This window comes from Pseudomonas sp. Marseille-QA0892 (assembly GCF_054950135.1).
The window spans coordinates 3,172,653-3,193,393 of record NZ_CM143104.1 but is presented as its reverse complement, the minus strand read 5'-3'; the positions used below and the strand labels follow the sequence as shown (position 1 = coordinate 3,193,393).

The following is a 20,741-nucleotide window of genomic DNA, read 5'->3' as shown; positions in this document are numbered from 1 at the left end:
CAGAGCAGCACGCCGGCAGAGCTCGCGCGGACGGTTGCCGCGTAGCTCTGCCACTCATAGCCCCATCATTAGGCGGATGCCATAGGCCAGGACGGTTACCGCGAGGACGCCTGCAAGCCAAAGCCCAGCGAACCAGGCGAGTTTTTTCCACAATGGCTGCTGCATCAGTGATAGCCCTCGCCAAGCTTGATTTTGCCGCGGAAGACGTAATAGCCGTACGCGGTGTACGCCAGGATGATCGGAATCATGATGGCTACCCCTACGAGGCTGAACAACTGACTCGAACGGGGCGCCGAGGCTTCGTAAAAGCTGATCGCAGGCGGAATGATGTTCGGCCAGAGGCTGATTGCCAGGCCCGTGTAGGAAAGGAAGATGAGCGTGAGTGTCAGGATGAATGGCTGGCTGTCGCGACGCTGCTTCATGGCTCTGAGCAGCAGCACAAAGCAGGCGACTACCAGGATGGGGACAGGCGCGAAGTAAAAAAGGTTGGGGGTCTGGAACCAGCGCGTGGCAATCGATTCGTAGAGCAGCGGCGTCCAGATGCTGACGATGGCGATGCAGCCCGCCAGCGTAAACGCCAGCGCGGGCAGCAACTTGTACATCTTGTCCTGTAGCTCGCCTTCCGTCTTCATGATCAGCCAACCGCAGCCGAGCATCGCGTAGCCAACGATAAGCGCCAGACCGCAAAAGATGGGGAAGGGCGCGAGCCAGTCGAACGGGCCGCCGGCAAACGCACGATTCTCAACCGGGATGCCGTTGATGTACGCACCCAATGCCACGCCCTGGAAGAACGTCGCCAGTACCGAACCCATGATGAAGGACAGGTCCCATACAGGGCGCGAGCGCTTTGAACGGAAGCGGAATTCGAACGCCACACCCCGGAAGATCAAGGCCAGCAGCATGAGGATCAGGGGTAGGTAGAGCGCCGAGAGGACGACGCCATAGGCCAGCGGAAACGCCGCGAACAGGCCCGCGCCGCCCAATACCAGCCAGGTCTCGTTGCCGTCCCATATTGGGGCGACGCTGTTCATCATCACATCCCGCTCTTCCCGGTTCTTGGTGAAGGGGTAGAGGATGCCGATGCCCAGGTCGAACCCGTCCATGACCACGTACATGAAGATGCCGAACGCGATGACGCCGGCCCAGATCAATGGGATATCAACGTTCATGACGATCTGTCTCCTCGCTGTCGACGGGGCCGTCCGCCTCGCTTGCGCCGGTAACCGGACGCGATGGCGTGCGCATGTGTCCGGGGCCGCCATCGAGGTCGGCCTTGTGCTCTGCAGCCTTCAGCTTCGGCCCCTTGCGCATCATGCGCAGCAGGTAGGTCACGCCGACGCCGAATACCAGGAAGTACACGATGACGAACAGGCTGAACGTGAAGCCCACCTGGGCTGCGCTGTGGCCGGAGTCCGCGTCGGCGGTGCGCAGCAGGCCATACACGACCCACGGTTGCCGGCCGACTTCGGTGGTGACCCAGCCGGCGAGCACGGCGATTAGTCCGGACGGCCCCATGACGAGGGCTAGGCGATGGAAGAGGGGGGCCTCGTAGAGCCGCCCTCGGAATCGCAGCCAGGCACTGATCAAGCCGGTCAATATCATCAGTACCCCAAGGCCGACCATGACGCGGAAACTCCAGAACACGATGGTCGAGTTGGGGCGGTCTTCCGGCGCCCATTCCTTGAGGCCCTTGATCTCACCGTCGATGTCGTGCGTGAGGATCAGGCTACCTAGCTTTGGAATGCCGATGGCGTAGTGGGTCGTCTCCGCTTCCATGTCGGGGATGCCGAACAGCAGGAGGTCGACGCCGCGCTCCGTTTCCCAATGACCTTCCATGGCAGCGATCTTGGCCGGCTGGTGCTTCAGCGTATTGAGGCCATGGAAGTCACCGATAACCGCTTGGACTGGCGCTGCGATGAGCGCCATCCACATGGCCATGGAGAACATCGTTTTGACTTCCTGGCTGCGGCGGCCCTTGAGCAAATGCCAGGCACCGGTGCCGCCAACAATGAAGGCGACGCTGACGAATGCGGCCATCGCCATGTGGGCCAGGCGGTAGGGGAAGGACGGGTTGAAGACAATCGCCCACCAGTCGGCCGGGTGGAAGATCCCGTCGATAAGCTCGTAGCCTTGCGGTGTATGCATCCAGCTGTTGGACGAGAGAATCCAGAACGTCGAGATCAACGTACCGATGGCGACCATCAAGGTGGCGAAGAAGTGCAGGCCTTTGCCGACCTTGTTCATGCCAAACAACATGATGCCGAGGAAGCCCGCCTCAAGGAAGAAGGCCGTCAGCACCTCATAGCTCAGCAGAGGACCCATGATGCTGCCGGCGGCATTCGACAGGCCGGCCCAGTTGGTGCCGAACTGGTAGCTCATCACCACGCCGGATACGACCCCCATGCCGAACGCGACGGCGAAGATCTGCAACCAGAAGCGGTACAGGTTGATGTAATGGTCCTTGCCCGTCTTCAGCCACAGCCCTTCGAGCACAGCAAGGTAGCTGGCCAGTCCGATGCTGATGGCAGGAAAGACGATGTGGAAGGAGACAGTGAAGGCGAACTGCGCCCGGGCGAGTTCCAATGCATCGAGGCCGAACATTTCCAATCCTCGCGATATTGATCTGGATCAATGGTGCGCCGGATTTCCGGAATGCCCCATAGGGCGCGGTGTCGCATTGGGCAGGTTGTCGCAGCGCGTTTCATTGGTCCCCGCGGCAAGGGTGGGAGTTTCGACGCAGCGGCGATTTAGATGCGATGGCCGGGAAAGCACCCGGCTGATTCGGCTGGGGGACGGAACGTTCGGGTGGGCTACTTGCGCGCCTTCAATACGACGAACTTTGGCGTTGCTGCGACCTGCTCGACGCCGCGGAACAGCCGCTTGAGCTTGGCGTGGTAGCCCAGATGTCGATTGCCGACAAGGTACAGTGCACCGCCCGGCACGAGAGCAGCGTGTGCCTGTTGAAACATGCGCCACGCAAGGAAATCACCGACAACCTGCTGTTGATGAAAAGGCGGATTGCACAGCACAACGTCTAGCGAATCCGCCGGCTGGCCAGCGAGACCGTCCGCAGCGGTTAGCGTCACCCGGCGGTCTCCCAGCGCGGATTGCCAGTTCTCGCGCGCGGATTGGATGGCCATGTAGGACTCGTCGACCAGCGTGTAGGTCGCGTCCGGATTCGCCAGCGCGCTGGCAATCGCCAGCACGCCGTTGCCGCAACCGAGGTCAGCCACGCGCGCCTGCCCGAGGTTGGTCGGCAGGTGCGGTAGAAAGGCGCGTGTCCCGATATCCAGCCCTTCACGGCAGAACACGTTGGCATGGTTGACGAGCGTCAGCGGCGGGCTGTCGAGGCGATAACGCGTCGGGTAAGGCGACGTGGGCTGCGGTTTCCCCGTGAGGGCCACGTGAAGCAGGCGCGCTTTCTTGACCGCAAGCGACGCCGTAACCTCGCCCAGGTAGCGCTCCAGCAGATCACCGGCCGCGCGAGGCAGATGCTTGACCATGCCGCCCGCAACGATGCGCGCTCCGGGTGCCAGTCGGCCATGTAGGCCGATGAGCTGTTCTTCAAGCAGGGCAAGCGTCTTCGGGATGCGAATCAGCACGACATCGAACGTTCCGGCCAGCGCGTCGGTCGACGGGACGAACCGCACCGTCTCGGTAGAGCATCCATTGCGGTGAAGGTTGTCCGTGAGGGCCAGGGCAGCCAGATGAGAGTCACCGCTGCTTGTGACGTGCGCATGGCGCGCCAGGCTGCAGGCAAGCGCGCCGAACGCGTCGTTCAAGACCAGCACGCGCGCTGCGCTGTCCAGCCCTGTTTCATGGAGGTGGTTGAGCAGGTATTCGTCAGCGGCGTCGAATGCCTGGAGCGGATCGTCCCGGCGCGGCGGCCGGCGGACGAGATCGAGTTGGGCGAACGGTGATTCAAAAAGAGGCATGAGCGGTCCCGGGCAGCAAGCGCTGCATTGTCCTCGCAGGCTTCGACGGGCTCAAGTCGAACGCATGCCCGCATTTCGCGTCGGTGTTTAGAACGCGTGCTTTAGGCGACACTGTCACTTCACCGATCCAGGAGGCCGCATGAGCGCGAGCGATGAGAAATTCACCCGGCAGACGCTGACCCAGGTCGAGACGTTGACGCCAAATCTGTTCACTTTGCGTACCACGCGCGATCCCGGCTTCCGCTTCCGCGCCGGCCAATTCGCCCGCCTCGGTGTGCGTAAGGCCGACGGCAGCGTAGCCTGGCGTGCCTATTCAATGGTGTCAGCCCCGCATGATGAATTTCTCGAATTCTTCTCCATTGTGGTGCCGGGCGGCGAGTTCACCAGTGAACTGAGCCGGCTTCGGGTTGGTGACGAGCTGCTCGTGGACAAGCAGGCGTTCGGCTTCCTCACATTGGATCGCTTCCCTGACGGCCGTGACCTGTGGCTCATCGGCACGGGCACGGGCCTCGCGCCATTTCTATCGATCCTGCAGGACCTGGAAGCGTGGGAGCGCTTCGAGCGGATCGTGCTCGTATACAGCGCGCGACATGCCAACGAGCTGGCATACCAGTCGCTCATCCGTGAACTTCCCTTGCGGGAGTGGTTGGAAGGTGCGAAGGAGAAGCTCATCTATGTGCCTATCGTGACGCGTGAAGCGGTGCCAGGCGCCCTTGGTGAACGCGTCACCACGCTGATCGAGAACGGAGGGCTTGAGGCGGCGGCTGGGCTCACCCTGGAGCCTGAACACTCACGGATCATGCTCTGTGGTAACCCCGAAATGATCGACGATACCCGCGCCGTACTGAAGGCGCGAGGCATGAACCTCGCATTGACGCGCCGGCCTGGGCAGGTTGCGGTGGAAACCTATTGGTAAGGCCTGCCGCGTCATCTTTGGAAAAAAGATTCCTGAACGAAAGCTGAACGCATGCCTTAGGATGATTGTTCCTTAATCACCCTCAGGCGCTGAATGAACAGTGACAGTAGGCCGCCGCGCTCGCTTGCGATGAGTGCGGCTATCTTCCCTTCGAGCCTTCCTGGCTCCGTATCAATGGTCTCCAATGCCTTGCGTTCCGCTTGCAGCTCTAAAGGGTTGCTCGAGCGGCGCCAGCCTTCCCGTAATGAAAGGGAGGCCTGCTGATGGAGTGGATGGCCGATCCCACCGCCTGGCTGGGACTTCTTACACTGATCGTGCTCGAGCTGGTGCTCGGTATCGATAACCTCGTTTTCATCGCGATTCTGGCCGACAAGTTGCCGCCGCACCTACGTGACAAGGCGCGGTTGATTGGTCTGTCGCTGGCGTTGCTGATGCGTCTTGGCCTGCTCGCGAGCATTGCATGGCTCGTCACGCTCACCCAGCCGCTGTTCGAGGTGTTCGGCAAGGCGTTCTCTGGTCGCGACCTGATCATGCTGCTGGGCGGTATCTTCCTGTTGTTCAAGGCGACGATGGAGTTGCACGAGCGCCTGGAAGGACGATCGCAGACGCACCAGACGAATCGCGTCTACGCGGCCTTCTGGCCGGTCGTGGCCCAGATCATCGTACTGGATGCCGTGTTTTCGCTGGATGCCGTCATCACGGCCGTGGGCATGGTCGAGCATCTGCCGGTGATGATGATCGCGGTCATCATATCCATGGGCCTGATGATCGTAGCGAGCAAACCGCTGACAGCCTTCGTGATTGCGCATCCGACGGTGATCATGCTGTGCCTGGGCTTCCTGATGATGATTGGCTTCAGCCTGACCGCAGAAGGCCTCGGATTCCATATCCCGAAAGGCTACCTGTACGCTGCCATCGGATTTTCGTTGCTGATCGAGGTGTTCAACCAGGTCGCGCGCTGGCGCCGCAAGCGCCACCTTCAGGGCCAGCTGAGCATGCGGGACCGTACGGCGCACGCTGTGATGCGCATGCTGGGTGGCCGAACGCAGGAAGGCGAGGTCGACGACGAGATCGCCGATATGGTCGGCCAGCAAAGCGCGCCGCAAGCGCTGTTCGAGCGTCAGGAGCGGGTAATGATCAGCGGCGTGCTGCGTCTCGCCGAGCAGTCGATCGAGCGCGTCATGACCGATCGGATGGAAGTGGACCACATCGACTTGAATGCGCCGATGGCCGACATCCAGCGCGCCTTGCTCGAGTCCCCTCATTCGCGCCTTGTCGTCTCGCGTGGCGCATCGATCGATGAGCCACTGGGCTACGTGCACAAGAAGGAAATGCTGAGGGTAATTCTCAGCGGGCACGAGCCGGATATCGAACAGCTGGTCCGTGCGCCTGTAAATCTTCCCGACAGTTGCACGGTGCTGAGTGCTCTGGAACAGATGCGCCGCTCATCCACTCACGTCGCCTTCGTAGTCAACGAGTTCGGGAGCTTCGAGGGTTTGCTGACGCTTACCGACATCCTGGAATCCATCGCGGGTGAACTGCCGGACGCAAGCGAGATGGAGGGGCCTGATATCGAAAACGAGGGCGATGGATATCAGGTCAGCGGCGCAATGAACCTGGCCGCGCTCCGCGAGCGCCTCGGCTTCAACGCGCTGGCAAGCGAGGAGTATCAGACTCTGGGTGGGTTGGCGATGCATCAACTTGACCGCCTGCCGATGGTGGGGGACCGGCTAGAGTATGCGGGCTGGGGGCTGACGGTGACGGAGGTGAAGGAGCGCCGCATCGCCAGGGTACTGATGAAGCGTCTTGAACCCGAGCCGATGATGGCTGGCTAAGCAGGTGCGGCGACTTCGGTCGCCGCACTCGTTTTCACGCTCAGAGAGGCGGGCGATTGCTCGGGCTTTGCGCCTTGAGCAGGTCACGTATCTCTGTGAGTAGCACTTCTTCCTTCGTCGGTGCCGGCGGGGCTGCCGGTTCCGCCGGCTTGGCTTCTTCCTTGTGGCGCAGGCGGTTCATGCCCTTGATCACCATGAAGATGGCGAAAGCGACAATCAGGAAATCCACCACTGTCTGAATGAAGCGACCATATGCCAGAACGACCGCAGGCGTGTCACCTTCGGCCGCCCTGAGCGTTATTGCGAGGTCTGAAAAGTCGACGCCGCCAATCAGCAGTCCAAGCGGAGGCATGATGATGTCGCCTACGAAGGACGAGACGATTTTGCCGAATGCGGCGCCAATGATGATGCCGACGGCCAAGTCGACGACATTGCCTCGCATCGCGAAGGCTTTGAATTCCTGGACGAAGCTCATGCACGCATTCCTTCTTCGGGATCTGGGGAATCGCGCCGTAGGCAGCGCCTCTGCGGACGCTTTTGCAGCGGCAAGGTCCGGGCAAAAGCGGATTGCCGTGCGCTTCGGCGCAACAGGTCGCCAAACAAGCGTAGCGTATCGCTATGTTTCAGGCGTACCTGATACGCAGACTCGAGCGAGGCGGCCTCAGTTCAAGTCATTCGGCCAGCGAAGTTCAGGAAGGCCTTCGAACTCGGGGCGCGCGAACAGGTAGCCTTGGAACAGGTGAATGCCCATTTCATGCAGCGTTGCGTATTCGGCCGCGGTTTCGATGCCTTCGGCGATGACGCGGATGTTGAGGCGCCGGCAGATGTCCAGCATGGATTCGACGATGACCTGGCGCACACCATCGCTATCGATGCCGCGCACCAGCTTCATGTCGAGCTTGACGATATCGGGCTGAAAATCTGCAAGCAGATTGAGGTGGGCGTAACCTGCGCCAAAATCATCGAGCGCGGTCAGGAAGCCCATCTTTCGATAGGCACGAAGGATGTCGACGAGGTGTGGTAGATCCAGAATGTGTTCCTGTTCGGTCACTTCGAAGATGATCCGGTCCAGCGGAAAGTTGAGTTTCCGGGCGGTCTCGAACGTGGCGCGGATACAGGTCTCGGCCTTGTAGACGGCGTTCGGCATGAAATTGATCGACAGCATGCCTGGTAGAGGGAGCCCTGCAGCCTTCTTGATGGCTGTCATCCGACAGGCCTGGTCGAACTGGTAGCGGTTCTGTTCGTTGACCCGGCCAAGTACATGGCCGGCCCCTTCGCCATTGATGCCGCGCACCAGCGCCTCGTGCGCGAAGACCGTACCGCTCTGAACGTCAATGATAGGCTGGAACGCCATGCTGATAGGGAACTCCAGCGAGCCTTCCTTGCAAGCCGAGCAAGGTGGCACCAGGGAATGGGTCGACGGATTCATAAAGCCTCGGTGAAATTCATACTGTTGTACTGGCCATTGATCCGGATCAACCCGGCGCAGATGCATTCCCGGCAACATGGGCTTCGTTTGCCGGAGAAGCCATGATGTCCCTGCCTGCCGTAATCGATGCGCCATCTGTCTCGGAGCACGAGCGTGACGGTGTGCTCGATCGTCTCAATCGTCAGCTTGCAGGGCTGGAAAGTCGTCTCGAGCGAATCGAACCTTTTACTGGGCCCTCGCCTGACAGCGATATCGCCTATCTCAGGGCCTGCTACACCCAAGCCAGGCGGGAACTCAATCAAGGGTCGATCTAAGACTGCCGCATTCGTGCTCGGTTCAGCCAATCATGGCACACGGCTAGCTGTGCTGCGAATGCCATTCGCCGAGCGGTTTGCGATCCGTGTATCTGTAAATCCATCCAGTATTGGAGTAAGGTGCCGGTTCGTTTTTCAGGGGGCGAATCGGCATGGCCAAAGCCAAGCGCATGTACGGCTGCACCGAGTGTGGCGCAACCTTTCCGAAATGGGCAGGGCAGTGCACGGAGTGCGGTGCCTGGAACACGCTGGTGGAGACAGTCGTCGAAAGCGCCTCGACACCCTCGGGCCGTGGCGGCTGGGCTGGCCAGCAGGCGCAGCTCAAGACGCTCGCTGAAGTCAGCGTAGAAGAAGTCCCCCGTTTTACCACAGCGTCCCGCGAACTCGACCGCGTACTGGGTGGCGGCCTCGTTGATGGGTCCGTCGTGCTGATCGGCGGCGACCCTGGCATCGGTAAGTCCACCATCCTCCTGCAGACCCTGTGCAATGTCGCCGAGCGCTTCCCGGCGCTGTATGTGACCGGTGAGGAATCCCAACAGCAGGTTGCCATGCGCGCACGGCGCCTGGACCTTCCGCTCGAGCGGTTGAAGGTCATGACCGAGACGAGCATCGAAGCCATCATCGATACGGCGCGGCGTGAGCGTCCCAAAGTCATGGTTGTGGATTCCATCCAGACCATTTTCACTGAGCAGTTGCAGTCGGCGCCCGGTGGCGTGGCTCAGGTGCGTGAAAGCGCAGCACTGCTGGTGCGTTTCGCCAAGCAGAGCGGCACTGCCATTTTCCTTGTCGGCCACGTGACGAAGGAGGGCGCGCTGGCGGGGCCACGGGTCCTGGAGCACATGGTCGACACCGTTCTGTACTTCGAGGGCGAGTCCGACGGTCGACTGCGCTTGCTGCGCGCCGTCAAGAACCGCTTCGGTGCGGTGAATGAGTTGGGCGTGTTCGGCATGACAGACAAGGGCCTGAAGGAGGTATCGAATCCTTCGGCCATCTTCCTTACTCGAGCTCAGGAGGCCGTACCCGGCAGTGTCGTGATGGCCACTTGGGAAGGTTCACGCCCCATGTTGGTCGAGGTCCAGGCGCTGGTAGACACAAGCCACCTCGCGAACCCGCGTCGGGTCACGCTGGGGCTGGATCAGAACCGCCTGGCGATGCTGCTCGCTGTGCTTCACCGGCACGGTGGAATCCCGACCTACGATCAGGACGTCTTCCTGAACGTGGTCGGAGGGGTGAAAGTGCTGGAGACAGCGTCCGATCTCGCCCTGATGGCAGCCGTTATTTCCAGCCTTCGTGACAAGCCGCTCGAACACGACCTGCTCGTTTTTGGTGAGATAGGCCTATCGGGTGAGATCAGGCCGGTGCCGAGCGGTCAGGAGCGGCTCAAGGAAGCCGCCAAGCACGGCTTCAGGCGCGCCATCGTACCGAAGGGCAACGCACCGAAGGAGGCGCCCCCGGGGCTCCGGATCATTGCGGTTACACGCCTTGAGCAGGCCTTGGACGCGTTATTCGAGTAAGTGCACGGCTTGCGTGGCTGACAGGCCACGCATCGAGGGGGTCAGTCGCCCAGGGCAGCCAATTCGCGCTCCAGCAAGGCGGGGTCACCCAGGTTGAGTTCGACGAGCCTACGCAGGTGGCTGATCGATTCGAGGTCGATGTGCTCGCATGCGAAGCCCAGATGCGCTTCATCGGTACGCTTGAGAACGACCTCCTGCATGACGACCTCGGCATCAGCGCCAAGATCGACGCGCACTTGGTAGGTGCCGGACGGCTGCTCGGGCCAGCCTTGTGGTTTTCGCAGAAGCACGCCCTTGAGCGAAATGTCCTGCGACTGAGTATTCCAGGTGTGCTCGCCCTGGCTTATCGACGCTGGTGCGTCGAAGCCGATCCGGTGGAAGCGGCGGCGATCTTCGGTGGAATCAGACATAACGATCTCCTGGAACGTGCAGCCACGCATCGGGCGATGGATGCACAAATAGATAAGAGTATTTGCCCTTGTGTCAGCGAACTGTCACTATTTTGTGACTGGGCAGTCACTGATCAGAAAATTGACGAATTGGTTGGATCTTATAAAAAAAGGTTCTGACGACAGCTTAGTACATCGGTGGTTTTTTGGTGTTAACTAAGCTCAATGGCGCGAAGGATTTCGCCACGAGATATTCTCAGAGGGAATTGAGATGAAGAACTCCAGATCAGCAACGGTTGGACGTTTAGGCAGTGTGCGGCAGTGGCTTCGGCATGGCGAGGATAGCATCCGGCGCGATGCTGCGGATGGGCACTCCAGTGACGCGTTCTTCTCGGTGTACACAGTCGGGGCGATGCTGCTAGCGACTGGAATGGCCATGGTTGCTTTCGCAGGCAATCATGGAAAGATGCCCAATGTAGCGATGCACGACATGCCGCGGGAAAGCCCATCCTACCCACCTGGGGGCATCGTCAGTGTCGGCAGCGCCACGCACGATGCAAAGCCAGCGGAGATTTCTCCACCCGAGCAGTCGCGAAGGAAGCCCGTTCGCTACGTTTTCTAAAAACGCAGGATACGAAAAAGCCCGGCCAGTTCACTGGCCGGGCTTTTCTCTATTTCACGTCTGGATCAGTTGCCGTAGACCGGGAACTTCGCACAGATCGCCTGCACTTTTTCACGGACGCTGTCGATGACCGACTCGTCGCCCATCTTGTCCAGAATGTCGCAGATCCAGCCCGCCAGTTCGCGGCACTCGGCTTCCTTGAAGCCACGGGTCGTAACGGCGGGGCTACCGATGCGCAGACCGGACGTAACGAACGGCGACTTTGGATCGTTCGGTACCGAGTTCTTGTTCACGGTGATGAACGCGCGACCCAGAGCAGCGTCTGCGTCCTTACCCGTGATGTCCTGCTTGATGAGGCTGAGCAGGAACAAATGGTTTTGTGTGCCGCCTGAAACCACGTCGAAACCACGCTCGATGAATACCGAAGCCATGGCCTGAGCGTTTTTCAGGACCTGCTGCTGGTAGGTCTTGAACTCGGGCTGCAGCGCTTCCTTGAAGCACACGGCCTTGGCCGCGATGACGTGCTCGAGTGGGCCGCCCTGTGCACCTGGGAACACGGCAGAGTTGAGTTTCTTCTCGATCTCTTCATTGCGACGCGCGAGGATCAGACCGCCGCGTGGGCCACGCAGGGTTTTGTGCGTGGTGGTCGTAACGACATCGGCGAACGGAACAGGGTTGGGATAGACGCCCGCGGCAACCAGGCCCGCGACGTGAGCCATGTCCACGAACAGGTAGGCACCGACCTTGTCTGCGATTTCACGGAAACGGGCGAAATCCAGAACCTGGGAATAGGCCGAGAAGCCTGCCACGATCATCTTCGGCTTGTGCTCGACAGCCAGACGCTCGACTTCGGCATAGTCGATCAGGCCGTTCTCGTCGATGCCGTACTGAACCGCGTTATAGAGCTTGCCAGAGGACGAAACGCTCGCACCGTGCGTCAGGTGGCCGCCATGGGCCAGGCTCATGCCGAGGATTGTGTCGCCGGCGCTGAGCAGAGCCAGGTAGACGGCGGCATTCGCCTGCGAACCTGCGTGCGGCTGAACGTTGGCATAATCAGCGCCGAACAGTTCCTTGGCACGGTCGATGGCCAGCTGCTCGATGACGTCGACGTGCTCGCAACCGCCGTAATAGCGCTTGCCCGGGTAGCCTTCAGCGTATTTGTTCGTGAGTACGGAGCCTTGGGCTTCCATGACGGCTGGGCTGGTGTAGTTCTCGGACGCGATCAGCTCAATGTGATCTTCCTGGCGCTTGGCTTCTTGCTGCATCGCCTCGAAAAGCTCGGCGTCGAAGCGTGAAAGGGTCAGTTCGCGACTGAACATGGCAAATCCCCTGGCTCTGGCGGGTTTGAAAGGCGCGCATTCTACTCCATGCGCCAAGGGCTGGGGTATGCGCTTCGCTCATGTGTCAGGCGAGTGGCGCTCACGTAGCGCAGGTGCGCTACGTTCAAGGAGCCCTATTCCAGCATGAACAGGGCGTCGTTGCTGTAAAGCGCTTCGATATGGTCTGCGGGCATCGGCTTGCCAAAGAGGAAGCCCTGCACTTCGTCACAACCGTGCTCACGTAGGAAGTCGAGCTGTGCTTGAGTCTCCACGCCCTCTGCAATAACCGTGAGGTTGAGGCTATGGGCCATGGCGATGATTGCACGAGCGATCTGCGCGTCCTGTTCGCCGTCGGGCAGCCCGTCCACGAAGCTGCGGTCGATCTTCAGTACGTCGATCGGAAACTGCTTAAGGTAATTGAGCGATGAATAGCCCGTGCCGAAGTCATCGACTGCGATGCACAGGCCAAGCTGCTTCAGGCCGTCGAGCAGCGCCAGGGTCTCGCCGATGTCGTGCATCAGAATACTTTCGGTCAGCTCCAGTTCAAGGCAGCTGGGCGGGAGCCCTGAGGTCTCCAGGATCCGCGCGATACGTGTGCTGAGATGGCCATCGCCGAACTGGCGGGCCGACAGGTTAACGGACACCTTTGGCACTCGGACCTTGCGGCTGTGCCACGCCTTGAGCTGTGTGCAGGCCTCGGCAAGCGCCCAGTCGCCGACCTGCACGACAAGCCCTAGCTCCTCGAGGACCGGAACGAATTCGGCCGGAGATACGAAGCCGCGCGACGGGTGTTGCCAGCGCAACAGGGCTTCGACACCCGTGAGACGGCGACCGTCACCCGACAGCTGCGGCTGGTAATAAAGCTGGAACTGCCCGTTATCCAGCGCATGACGCAGATCGCTTTCAAGCTCGAGCCGTTCGAGGGCCCGCGCGTTCATGTCGGCCTGATAGAACTGGAAGTTGTTCTTGCCCATTTCCTTGGCGTGATACATGGCCGTATCGGCGTTCTTCATCAGTTGGCTGAGCTCATTGCCGTCCTGCGGGCTCAAGGCAATGCCAATGCTGGCGCTGACGAAGAATTCACGGCCCTCTAGCACGAAGGCGCGGGACAGGCTTGCCAGGATGCGTTCAGCGACATGGATCGCTCGGGTCAGGGCGTTCTCACGGGTCTCAGCAGCGCGCAGGAGCAGGGTGAATTCGTCGCCGCCCATGCGGGCTACCGTGTCCTCCTGATCGACACAACCTGAAAGCCGCTGCGCAACGTCCTTGAGCATTCGGTCGCCTGCGGCATGACCGAGGGAGTCATTGATTGGCTTGAAGCGGTCCAGGTCGAGGAACATGAGCGCGACCCAGCCACCGTTACGTCCGGATGTCTGCAGCGCCGTGTGCAAGCGGTCCTGGAACAGCGTTCGGTTGGGCAATTGTGTTAGCGCGTCATAGTAAGCGAGCCGGTGGATGCGCTGCTCGCTGGCCTTGCGCTCACCGATATCGCTGAAGAAGCATACGTAGCTGACCAGGTCGCCTTCCTCGTCCTGAACGGCCGTGATCCCTACCCAGGCTGGATAGGTTTCGCCATTTCTGCGCTTCAGCCAGACCTCGCCTTCCCAGCTTCCACTGATGTCGAGTTGGCCGATGATGTATTTGAGGTGGTTCGCCTGCTGGCGGTCCGCCGTCAGCATGGCCGGGCTCTGGTCGAGGATTTCCTTGGTCTGGTAGCCCGTGATGCGGCTGAAGGCGCGGTTGACCTGAACGATATAGCCGGCAGGGTCGGTGACGAGAATGGCCGCCGTCGAATGCTCGAAGACGGTCGCGGCCATGCGCATGTCCTTTTCCGCGCGACGCTGTCGACTGATGTCACGCCCTACGCCGAGGAGGCCCTGGAAATTGCCTGCATCGTCCCACATCAGGACGATGCGGACTTCGACCGGAACCTTGCGGCCATCGGAGCGCAGGCAGTCGACCACCATGTGCTGAGTGGATACCTCCTCGCGCAAACGGACCATTTCAGCCGGATGCTTCAGGCCTGTCTGAACGCGGGCCATCAAGCTGGTCAGCCCAACCATCTGCTGCGGATTGGCGATGATGGAGCCAACGCCTGACTCGAGCAGTTCGTCTGGCGTGTAGCCGAGCATGTCATCGACTGAAGGGCTGATGTAGTTCAAGCGAAGCAGTGCATCACTGCAGAAAATGACGTCGCTGATGCTCTCAGCCAGCAGGCGGTAGCGTTGCTCGCTGCTGCGCAGTGACTCGCTGGCCTCGATTTGCTCCGTGATGTCTTTGGCAATGCCGATCAATCGAGACGGGCGGCCATCCCCGTCGTGGACCAGTGCCTGTTCGCGCACATCGAACCAGCGCCAGGTTCCATCCTGGTGGGCAAGGCGGACCTGACACTGCAGCAGCTGCTCGGGCTGCAGGGATTGTTGACGCGCCCGCAGCGACTCGTAGAGTGCGCGGTCATCGGGGTGAAGCAGGCGGTCCCAGCCGGCCTGCCCAGCCTCAACGAGGCTGAATTCGTCGTAGCCAAGCAGCCGGCCTAGCTTGCCATTGCTGAAGAGATGCTGCTGGGTCTGCAAATCCAGCACGTAGAGCGTGTCGGGAACGGCATAGGCGATGCCTGACCAGAAGCGCTCGCGGTCGATCAACGACAGTTCGACGTTCTTGCGGCTGGTGATGTCGTTGAGGCTGACGGTCACCGCCTGGTAGTCCCGCTCGTCCTCAGGGAGCCGCATGGTCATCCAGACATGGCGCTCGCCCGGCGCATTATGAAAGCGCACTTCGGTCTCAACGAAGCGCAGCCCCATGATCAGCGCGGTGATGATCTGGTAGCGCGCGCTTTCGGGCACCATCGGCACCTGGTCGACCATCTCGTTCAGGCCTTCGAGTGAGTCACTGCCCAGCAGGCGGATTGCCATCGCGTTGGCTTCGGTGATGCGAATGCGCCGCTTGATCTCGGCCTCGTTTTCCGGGGATTGCGCGAGCCAGCTGGTGAGGGCCTCGACGGTGCCGAATTGCCGGTGCTGGATGAACGCCAGCAATGCTGAAAGATCCAGCACGCACAGACCGACGCCGCTGCCTTCGAAGATGTCCTGATACCGCCGGCGCGTCTCCTCCAGTGTGCTCAGGGCTTGGTGCGCCTCGGTTACATCACGCAGGACCCAGACATAACCGGTCGGGTCGTTCTCGGTACCCACCAGGCTACGGTTGACCGTAAACAGCCGGAACTCGCCGTTGCGTCTGACCTGAATCGTTTCGGTTGAGCCTTTGTCGGGCGAGACATCCAGCAGGCCGGACAATTGAGGCAGGAGTTGCAGAAGCGATACGCCGCTCGCGCCCGCCGCGCTGATGCCAAACATTTGCTCTGCGCGGCGGTTCAGGTAGTGAAGCGTGCCGTCCGCCTCGGAGACCAGTACAGGCTCTTCGATAGCCGAAAGCGCGCTGGCAGCCTGGTTCAGTGACCGTCTGGACGCCGTAGTCAGCGCCCTGAGCATTCGCTGCTCACGAAGCAGGGCGCCCAGCGCGATCAGCGTGAGCACGGAGCACAGCGCATAAAGAAGGGTCTTCGCGACAAGGGCTCCTGAGGGATAGTTGCCATGGGACGCAATCGGGACGGTCTTCAGGTGCCAACCCGTTCCTGGTAAGGGGAAGCTTGCCTCCTCGAGCCGATGTCTGGTCGATTGCTCACCACCAAGCGGGTGCTGGCGAATCGTGCCCTTATCGTTGACCAACGCCCATCCTGTTTCAGGGAGCCCTGCCTCGTCGAGCCAGTGGTTGATCGCTTCTGATGCTATGTGGATAACCCAGTATCCGCTGTTCTCGGCTTCGATCAGAAGGTCGACGCCGTCTTCGGCGCGGTCGGTCAGTTGGAAGAAATAGGACGTCTGGTGGGGGAACCGTTGGAAAACCTGGCGCAGCGCATCTGCCTGGCGTGGCTCGCCAATCGTTGCGAGAGCGTTTCCGTCCTGATCGAGCCAGCTCAAGCTGCGGGTCGAGGGAAGCGCATCGCCCAGGCGGGATAGCAACACGGAGGCTGCGGTTTCGTCGTTTGGTGGCGCACTCACCGAGTCAAGTATCGTCCGAGCGACCGCGGCACGCCCTTCGAGCAATGCCTCCAGGCGTAGCGCCTGAGCCGCGACGTTTTGCGAGGCGTAATGAGCTTCCAGCTGGTCGGCCTGCTGGTAGTCGGCGGTCAGCTGCCAGAACAGCAGGACCAACATGAAACCGACCAGCACAATCAGCACGCTCTTGACCGAACGGCTGCGTGGAGGCAGGTCCAGTCTGGACGACAAGGGCGTCTGGACTGGCGAAGGGGGCAGCGTGGTCACCAGTGGCTTCCTGATAGGGCGTGCGCCTCGACGGCGCGCTAGCATGCCTCGAAACCAGGCAAAGTGCCAGTATCGTGGCGGTTCTCATTTGACCCTTGGCCGCGCCTTCGGTAGCTTTGCCGGTCTTACTGCGCGCGATCCAAAACAGCCTTCGAAGGCCGTTGATCGCTGGGCCTACGCCAAGACCCTCATCAGAGTGGGTCGCATTCGGCGAAGTCATCCGGGCCTGCGCATCTTCCCCGTCAACGTCAAGCGAAAGTCAGGTCACCATGGCTCAATACGTCTACAGCATGCACCGGGTCAGCAAGGTCGTGCCGCCCAAGCGCGAAATCCTCAAGGACATCTCTCTGTCGTTCTTCCCAGGCGCCAAGATCGGCGTGCTTGGTCTCAACGGCGCTGGTAAGTCCACGCTGCTTCGCATCATGGCTGGCGTGGATACAGAAATCGACGGCGAAGCGCGCCCGATGCCTGGTATCAAGGTAGGTTATCTGCCGCAGGAGCCAAAACTTGACCCCGAAAAGACCGTCCGCGATATCGTCGAAGAAGCGGTAGGCGAGATCAAGCAAGCGCAGGCGCGACTGGATGAAGTGTATGCCGCCTACGCCGAGCCAGATGCGGACTTCGACGCACTGGCTGCCGAGCAGGCAAAGCTTGAGGCAATCCTGCAGGCATCCGATGGTCACAATCTTGAGCGTCAGCTGGAAGTAGCAGCCGATGCCCTGCGCCTGCCCGCATGGGATGCCAAGGTCGGCGTACTGTCTGGTGGCGAGAAGCGCCGCGTTGCGCTGTGCCGCCTGCTCCTGTCCGCGCCAGACATGCTCCTGCTCGACGAACCGACCAACCACCTCGATGCGGATTCGGTCGCCTGGCTCGAACACTTCCTGCACGACTTCCCGGGCACCGTGGTCGCGATTACCCACGACCGTTACTTCCTGGATAACGTGGCTGGCTGGATTCTTGAGCTCGACCGCGGTCACGGCATTCCGTACGAGGGCAACTACTCCGGCTGGCTCGAATCCAAGTCCGCGCGCCTTGCGCAGGAATCAAAACAGGAAGCCTCCCATGCCAAGGCCATGAAGGCCGAACTGGAATGGGTTCGCCAGGGCGCCAAGGGGCGTCAGGCAAAGTCCAAGGCACGCCTGCAGCGCTTTGAGGAACTCCAGTCTCAGGAATTCCAGAAGCGCAGCGAGACCAACGAGATCTACATCCCTACAGGCGAGCGCCTGGGTGACAAGGTCATCGAATTCCACAACGTGACGAAGGGTTACGGTGACCGCGTCCTGATCGACAACCTCAGCTTCTCGGTGCCCAAGGGTGCCATCGTTGGCGTCATCGGCGGCAACGGCGCGGGCAAGTCGACGTTGTTCCGGATGATCATGGGCAAGGAGCAGCCGGATGCCGGGCACATCGAGATCGGCGAGACGGTGCATCTGGCCAGCGTCGACCAGATGCGTGACGAGCTGGACGGTGCCAAGACGGTCTGGGAACAGGTCTCCGACGGCTTCGACATGATCAAGGTCGGTAACTATGAAGTGCCTTCGCGTGGTTACGTAGGCCGCTTCAACTTCAAGGGCGCAGACCAGCAGAAGTTCGTGAAGGACCTCTCCGGAGGTGAACGTGGCCGACTGCACCTGGCATTGACGCTCAAGCAGGGCGCCAACGTGCTGCTTCTTGATGAACCTTCCAACGACCTGGACGTGGAAACTCTGCGTGCGCTTGAGGAAGCGCTGCTGGACTTCCCGGGTGCGGCCATCGTGATTTCCCACGATCGCTGGTTCCTGGACCGTATCGCCACGCATATCCTCGCTTATGAAGACGAGTCGCAGGTCGTGTTCTTCGAAGGCAACTACACCGAGTACGAAGCGGACCGCAAGAAGCGTTTGGGAGATGCGGCCGCCCAGCCGAAGCGTGTGAAGTACAAGAAGCTTGCCTGAGGTATGGTGGCAAATGGCCGTATCGTTGCGCTAGGATGCGGTGCAGGCTGCGTACGGTGCAGGCTAGGGCACGTGGCTGCCACGCAATGCGGCAGCCACGTGTCGAATACACCTGTTAGAGGCAGGCGTACACCGCGCAATACTTAAAAGTGGATAACTGAAGGCACGTCAATCAAAGGCGTGCCTTCAGCCGTTTTCAGGACGTTAATGGAATGGCGGCACTGGGACTGCGTGGTAAATCGTTGTTGGCCTTGCTTGTGGCATGCCTTCTGGCATTTGGCCTGGCAGGCCTGATCGGTTGGCGCGCCATCGAAAGCGTGCAGGCGCGCTTCGGTGAGTCCTACGCTGGCAACCTCGTCCAGCTCAATCGAGAACGCCTGTTCGCCCCCGTTTCCCGTGAACTTGCACTTGCCCAACGCCTCGCCGGGTCGGAACTCACCCGCGCCTGGCTGGCCGACGAGAACGATCCCGCGAAACGCTCGCTATTCTTCCGAGAGGCCGAGGGATATCGTCACGCTTTTTCTGATCACGCCTATTTCGTCGCATCGGCTGACAGTCTGGGGTACTACCTGAACAGCGACGGACAATCGGTGCAGACCGAACCCCGCTATGTCATGAGCCCTGAGCACGAGGGTGACCGCTGGTTCTTCCGTACCATCAGCGAGCCCGTGGACTACCAGATCAACGTTGACTACAACGCGGTCACGAAGGACACCAAGGTCTGGTTCAACGTGATAGCGCGCGACGGCAGTCGTGTGCTGGGTGTGGTGGGCTCCGGTATCACGCTGACGGGTTTCCTTCGTGAGTTCGTCAGCCTCGACAAGGTCGGCGTGGAGCCAATGGTGCTGGATCGGTTCGGGTCGATTCTGGTCCATCCAAACGCGAATCTTGTGACGCTCAATGCCGAGTCCGGTGGTCGCTCCCTCCAGACGAGCATCTACGGTTTCGCCGACGACGAAACGTCGGACAATCGAGCCCTGAGGGACATCCTTGCCAAAAGCAAGGCTTCGCCAGGCGAAGTCCAGACGCTCAGGGTTCATACGGAGGACGGGCCACGTTTACTTGCGGTTACCTGGATACCGGATCTGCAATGGTATGTGGCCACAGCGGTGGATTTGAGCGTCGCTCAGGTCATCGAGATCCGTCCGCTGATTCCTGCCCTATTGGCCTTCCTGTCGCTTCTCGTTGTATTGGCCATGGCCGGCGCCTGGGTCGTGGAACGACGCGTGCTGAAACCACTTCGGCAACTGCGGGGAAGTGCCCAGGCGCTGGCTGCCGGCGCTTTCCATGCGCCCTTGCCAACACATCGGGATGATGAGATCGGCGAGCTAAGCACGGCCTTTGGCACGATGGCGCGGAAGATACGCAGCCATACCGAAGAGCTGGAAAGTCGAGTGCGTGAGCGGACCCGCGCGCTTGAGGAAGCCAACGTAGCGATGGCTGCTGCGCACAAGAAGATCGATGACTCCATCGACTACGCTAGTCTGATCCAGCACGCCATCCTGCCCAGTCGCGAAATGTCCATTGCAATGGGTCACCGGCATGCGGTGCTTTGGCGCCCCCGCGATGTCGTGGGGGGCGACTTCTACGTGTTTCGTGCTTCGGATGGGGCCTACCTGATAGGCGTGGTCGACTGCGCGGGCCACGGGGTGCCTGGTGCTTTGATGACGATGCTGGCGCATGCCGCAATTGAGCAGGCCATCACCGAAGTTGGCCTTTCGGATCCGGCCAGGGTGCTTTCCCGTACCGACCATATCGTGCGGGCAATGCTGTTGACGGAGCCTGGCGAGCGCGCTGTGGCGACGAACATGGACGTCGGTTTGGCCTATGTGAATTTGGCGTCACGCCGGATCGTTTTTTCCGGCGCAAAGGTCGGCCTCTATTACAGCGACGGCCAAAGCAGTGGCCAGATTGCCGGTGCCAGACGCGCGCTCGGTGACAAGCGAACCGGCGAGTACCACAATAGTGAAATGCCGCTCACCGACGGCACGACGTTTTACCTGACTACCGACGGGTTTCTCGACCAGGCAGGCGGAGAGAAAGGCTATGGGTTCGGCAACAGTCGGTTCGCCGACATGATAGTCCGGCATGCCCGATTGCCGCTGGACGACCAAAGCAAGGCATTCAGCGAGACCCTCGCTCAGTATCAGGGTACCTATCCACAGCGCGACGACATCACCATGCTCTTCTTCCGTTTCGACCAGGAGTGACA

Annotated in this window: 15 protein-coding genes; 6 read left to right on the top strand and 9 right to left on the bottom strand. The window is 60.7% G+C overall.

All coding sequences use genetic code 11. The annotated features are described in order from the left end of the window. Window positions 1-54 precede the first annotated feature (54 nt). From ACY8D3_RS14815 to ACY8D3_RS14800, 4 genes are all read right to left on the bottom strand, one after another. A complete protein-coding gene (locus ACY8D3_RS14815; RefSeq protein ID WP_462379543.1) occupies window positions 55-165 on the bottom strand; it encodes a DUF2474 family protein in 111 nt (36 codons plus the stop codon). Then, on the bottom strand, window positions 165-1,169 hold the full coding sequence (gene cydB, locus ACY8D3_RS14810; protein WP_462379542.1) for a cytochrome d ubiquinol oxidase subunit II: 1,005 nt from the start codon (window positions 1,167-1,169) through the stop codon (window positions 165-167). The genes ACY8D3_RS14815 and cydB overlap by 1 nt, the downstream gene beginning before the upstream one ends. Beyond that, entirely contained in the window at window positions 1,159-2,601 is a 1,443-nt protein-coding gene (locus ACY8D3_RS14805) for a cytochrome ubiquinol oxidase subunit I (RefSeq protein WP_462379541.1), read from the bottom strand. The genes cydB and ACY8D3_RS14805 overlap by 11 nt, the downstream gene beginning before the upstream one ends. A 209-nt stretch (window positions 2,602-2,810) precedes the next feature. Then, the gene (locus ACY8D3_RS14800; protein WP_462379540.1) at window positions 2,811-3,935 is read right to left on the bottom strand and encodes a methyltransferase; all 1,125 of its coding nucleotides are present in this window, start codon (window positions 3,933-3,935) and stop codon (window positions 2,811-2,813) included. 139 nt (window positions 3,936-4,074) lie between these two features. Here ACY8D3_RS14800 and ACY8D3_RS14795 point away from each other — a divergent pair, with 139 nt between their 5' ends. Both ACY8D3_RS14795 and ACY8D3_RS14790 read left to right on the top strand, forming a co-directional pair. Then, window positions 4,075-4,851 carry a ferredoxin--NADP reductase gene (locus ACY8D3_RS14795; protein ID WP_462379539.1) on the top strand — a complete coding sequence of 259 codons (777 nt, stop codon included), beginning with the start codon at window positions 4,075-4,077 and terminating at the stop codon, window positions 4,849-4,851. 263 nt (window positions 4,852-5,114) lie between these two features. Next, window positions 5,115-6,686 carry a TerC family protein gene (locus ACY8D3_RS14790; RefSeq protein WP_462379538.1) on the top strand — a complete coding sequence of 524 codons (1,572 nt, stop codon included), beginning with the start codon at window positions 5,115-5,117 and terminating at the stop codon, window positions 6,684-6,686. 40 nt (window positions 6,687-6,726) lie between these two features. Here the strand turns inward: ACY8D3_RS14790 and mscL are convergent, their stop codons facing one another. After that, complete coding sequence (mscL, locus tag ACY8D3_RS14785; RefSeq protein WP_462379537.1) at window positions 6,727-7,161, bottom strand: large-conductance mechanosensitive channel protein MscL; 435 nt, start codon at window positions 7,159-7,161, stop codon at window positions 6,727-6,729. 186 nt (window positions 7,162-7,347) lie between these two features. Beyond that, a complete protein-coding gene (locus ACY8D3_RS14780) occupies window positions 7,348-8,040 on the bottom strand; it encodes an EAL domain-containing protein (protein WP_462379536.1) in 693 nt (230 codons plus the stop codon). Between the two features lie 176 nt (window positions 8,041-8,216). Between ACY8D3_RS14780 and ACY8D3_RS14775 the strand changes: the two genes are divergently transcribed. Both ACY8D3_RS14775 and radA read left to right on the top strand, forming a co-directional pair. Next, a complete protein-coding gene (locus ACY8D3_RS14775; RefSeq protein ID WP_462379535.1) occupies window positions 8,217-8,429 on the top strand; it encodes a hypothetical protein in 213 nt (70 codons plus the stop codon). A 152-nt stretch (window positions 8,430-8,581) separates the two neighbouring features. Next, window positions 8,582-9,943, top strand: a complete 1,362-nt coding sequence (radA, locus tag ACY8D3_RS14770; protein WP_462379534.1) for a DNA repair protein RadA — start codon at window positions 8,582-8,584, stop codon at window positions 9,941-9,943. A 41-nt stretch (window positions 9,944-9,984) separates the two neighbouring features. On the opposite strand, the gene ACY8D3_RS14765 is transcribed toward radA, so the two are convergent. The 3 genes from ACY8D3_RS14765 to ACY8D3_RS14755 form a co-directional block, all read right to left on the bottom strand. After that, complete coding sequence (locus ACY8D3_RS14765) at window positions 9,985-10,353, bottom strand: PilZ domain-containing protein (RefSeq protein ID WP_462379533.1); 369 nt, start codon at window positions 10,351-10,353, stop codon at window positions 9,985-9,987. Between the two features lie 666 nt (window positions 10,354-11,019). Then, window positions 11,020-12,273, bottom strand: a complete 1,254-nt coding sequence (gene glyA / locus ACY8D3_RS14760) for a serine hydroxymethyltransferase (RefSeq protein ID WP_462379532.1) — start codon at window positions 12,271-12,273, stop codon at window positions 11,020-11,022. 134 nt (window positions 12,274-12,407) lie between these two features. Continuing rightward, window positions 12,408-16,487 (bottom strand): bifunctional diguanylate cyclase/phosphodiesterase, encoded by a 4,080-nt coding sequence (locus tag ACY8D3_RS14755; protein ID WP_462384396.1) that lies wholly within the window; start codon window positions 16,485-16,487, stop codon window positions 12,408-12,410. A 377-nt stretch (window positions 16,488-16,864) separates the two neighbouring features. Here ACY8D3_RS14755 and ettA point away from each other — a divergent pair, with 377 nt between their 5' ends. Continuing rightward, window positions 16,865-18,529, top strand: a complete 1,665-nt coding sequence (gene ettA, locus ACY8D3_RS14750) for an energy-dependent translational throttle protein EttA (RefSeq protein ID WP_462379531.1) — start codon at window positions 16,865-16,867, stop codon at window positions 18,527-18,529. Window positions 18,530-18,741: 212 nt separating this feature from the next. Further along, entirely contained in the window at window positions 18,742-20,739 is a 1,998-nt protein-coding gene (gene siaA / locus ACY8D3_RS14745; protein WP_462379530.1) for a biofilm regulation protein phosphatase SiaA, read from the top strand. The last annotated feature ends 2 nt before the right edge of the window (window positions 20,740-20,741 follow it).

Coding starts and splice junctions, on each gene's coding strand:
- ACY8D3_RS14775 (WP_462379535.1), top strand. CDS start 8,217: ATGATGTCCCTGCCTGCCGTAATCGATGCGCCATCTGTCTCGGAGCAC.
- ACY8D3_RS14790 (WP_462379538.1), top strand. CDS start 5,115: ATGGAGTGGATGGCCGATCCCACCGCCTGGCTGGGACTTCTTACACTG.
- ettA (WP_462379531.1), top strand. CDS start 16,865: ATGGCTCAATACGTCTACAGCATGCACCGGGTCAGCAAGGTCGTGCCG.
- ACY8D3_RS14795 (WP_462379539.1), top strand. CDS start 4,075: ATGAGCGCGAGCGATGAGAAATTCACCCGGCAGACGCTGACCCAGGTC.
- cydB (WP_462379542.1), bottom strand. CDS start 1,169: ATGAACGTTGATATCCCATTGATCTGGGCCGGCGTCATCGCGTTCGGC.
- ACY8D3_RS14755 (WP_462384396.1), bottom strand. CDS start 16,487: ATGTTGGTCCTGCTGTTCTGGCAGCTGACCGCCGACTACCAGCAGGCC.
- mscL (WP_462379537.1), bottom strand. CDS start 7,161: ATGAGCTTCGTCCAGGAATTCAAAGCCTTCGCGATGCGAGGCAATGTC.
- radA (WP_462379534.1), top strand. CDS start 8,582: ATGGCCAAAGCCAAGCGCATGTACGGCTGCACCGAGTGTGGCGCAACC.
- ACY8D3_RS14800 (WP_462379540.1), bottom strand. CDS start 3,935: ATGCCTCTTTTTGAATCACCGTTCGCCCAACTCGATCTCGTCCGCCGG.
- ACY8D3_RS14765 (WP_462379533.1), bottom strand. CDS start 10,353: ATGTCTGATTCCACCGAAGATCGCCGCCGCTTCCACCGGATCGGCTTC.
- siaA (WP_462379530.1), top strand. CDS start 18,742: ATGGCGGCACTGGGACTGCGTGGTAAATCGTTGTTGGCCTTGCTTGTG.
- ACY8D3_RS14815 (WP_462379543.1), bottom strand. CDS start 165: ATGCAGCAGCCATTGTGGAAAAAACTCGCCTGGTTCGCTGGGCTTTGG.
- ACY8D3_RS14805 (WP_462379541.1), bottom strand. CDS start 2,601: ATGTTCGGCCTCGATGCATTGGAACTCGCCCGGGCGCAGTTCGCCTTC.
- glyA (WP_462379532.1), bottom strand. CDS start 12,273: ATGTTCAGTCGCGAACTGACCCTTTCACGCTTCGACGCCGAGCTTTTC.
- ACY8D3_RS14780 (WP_462379536.1), bottom strand. CDS start 8,040: ATGGCGTTCCAGCCTATCATTGACGTTCAGAGCGGTACGGTCTTCGCG.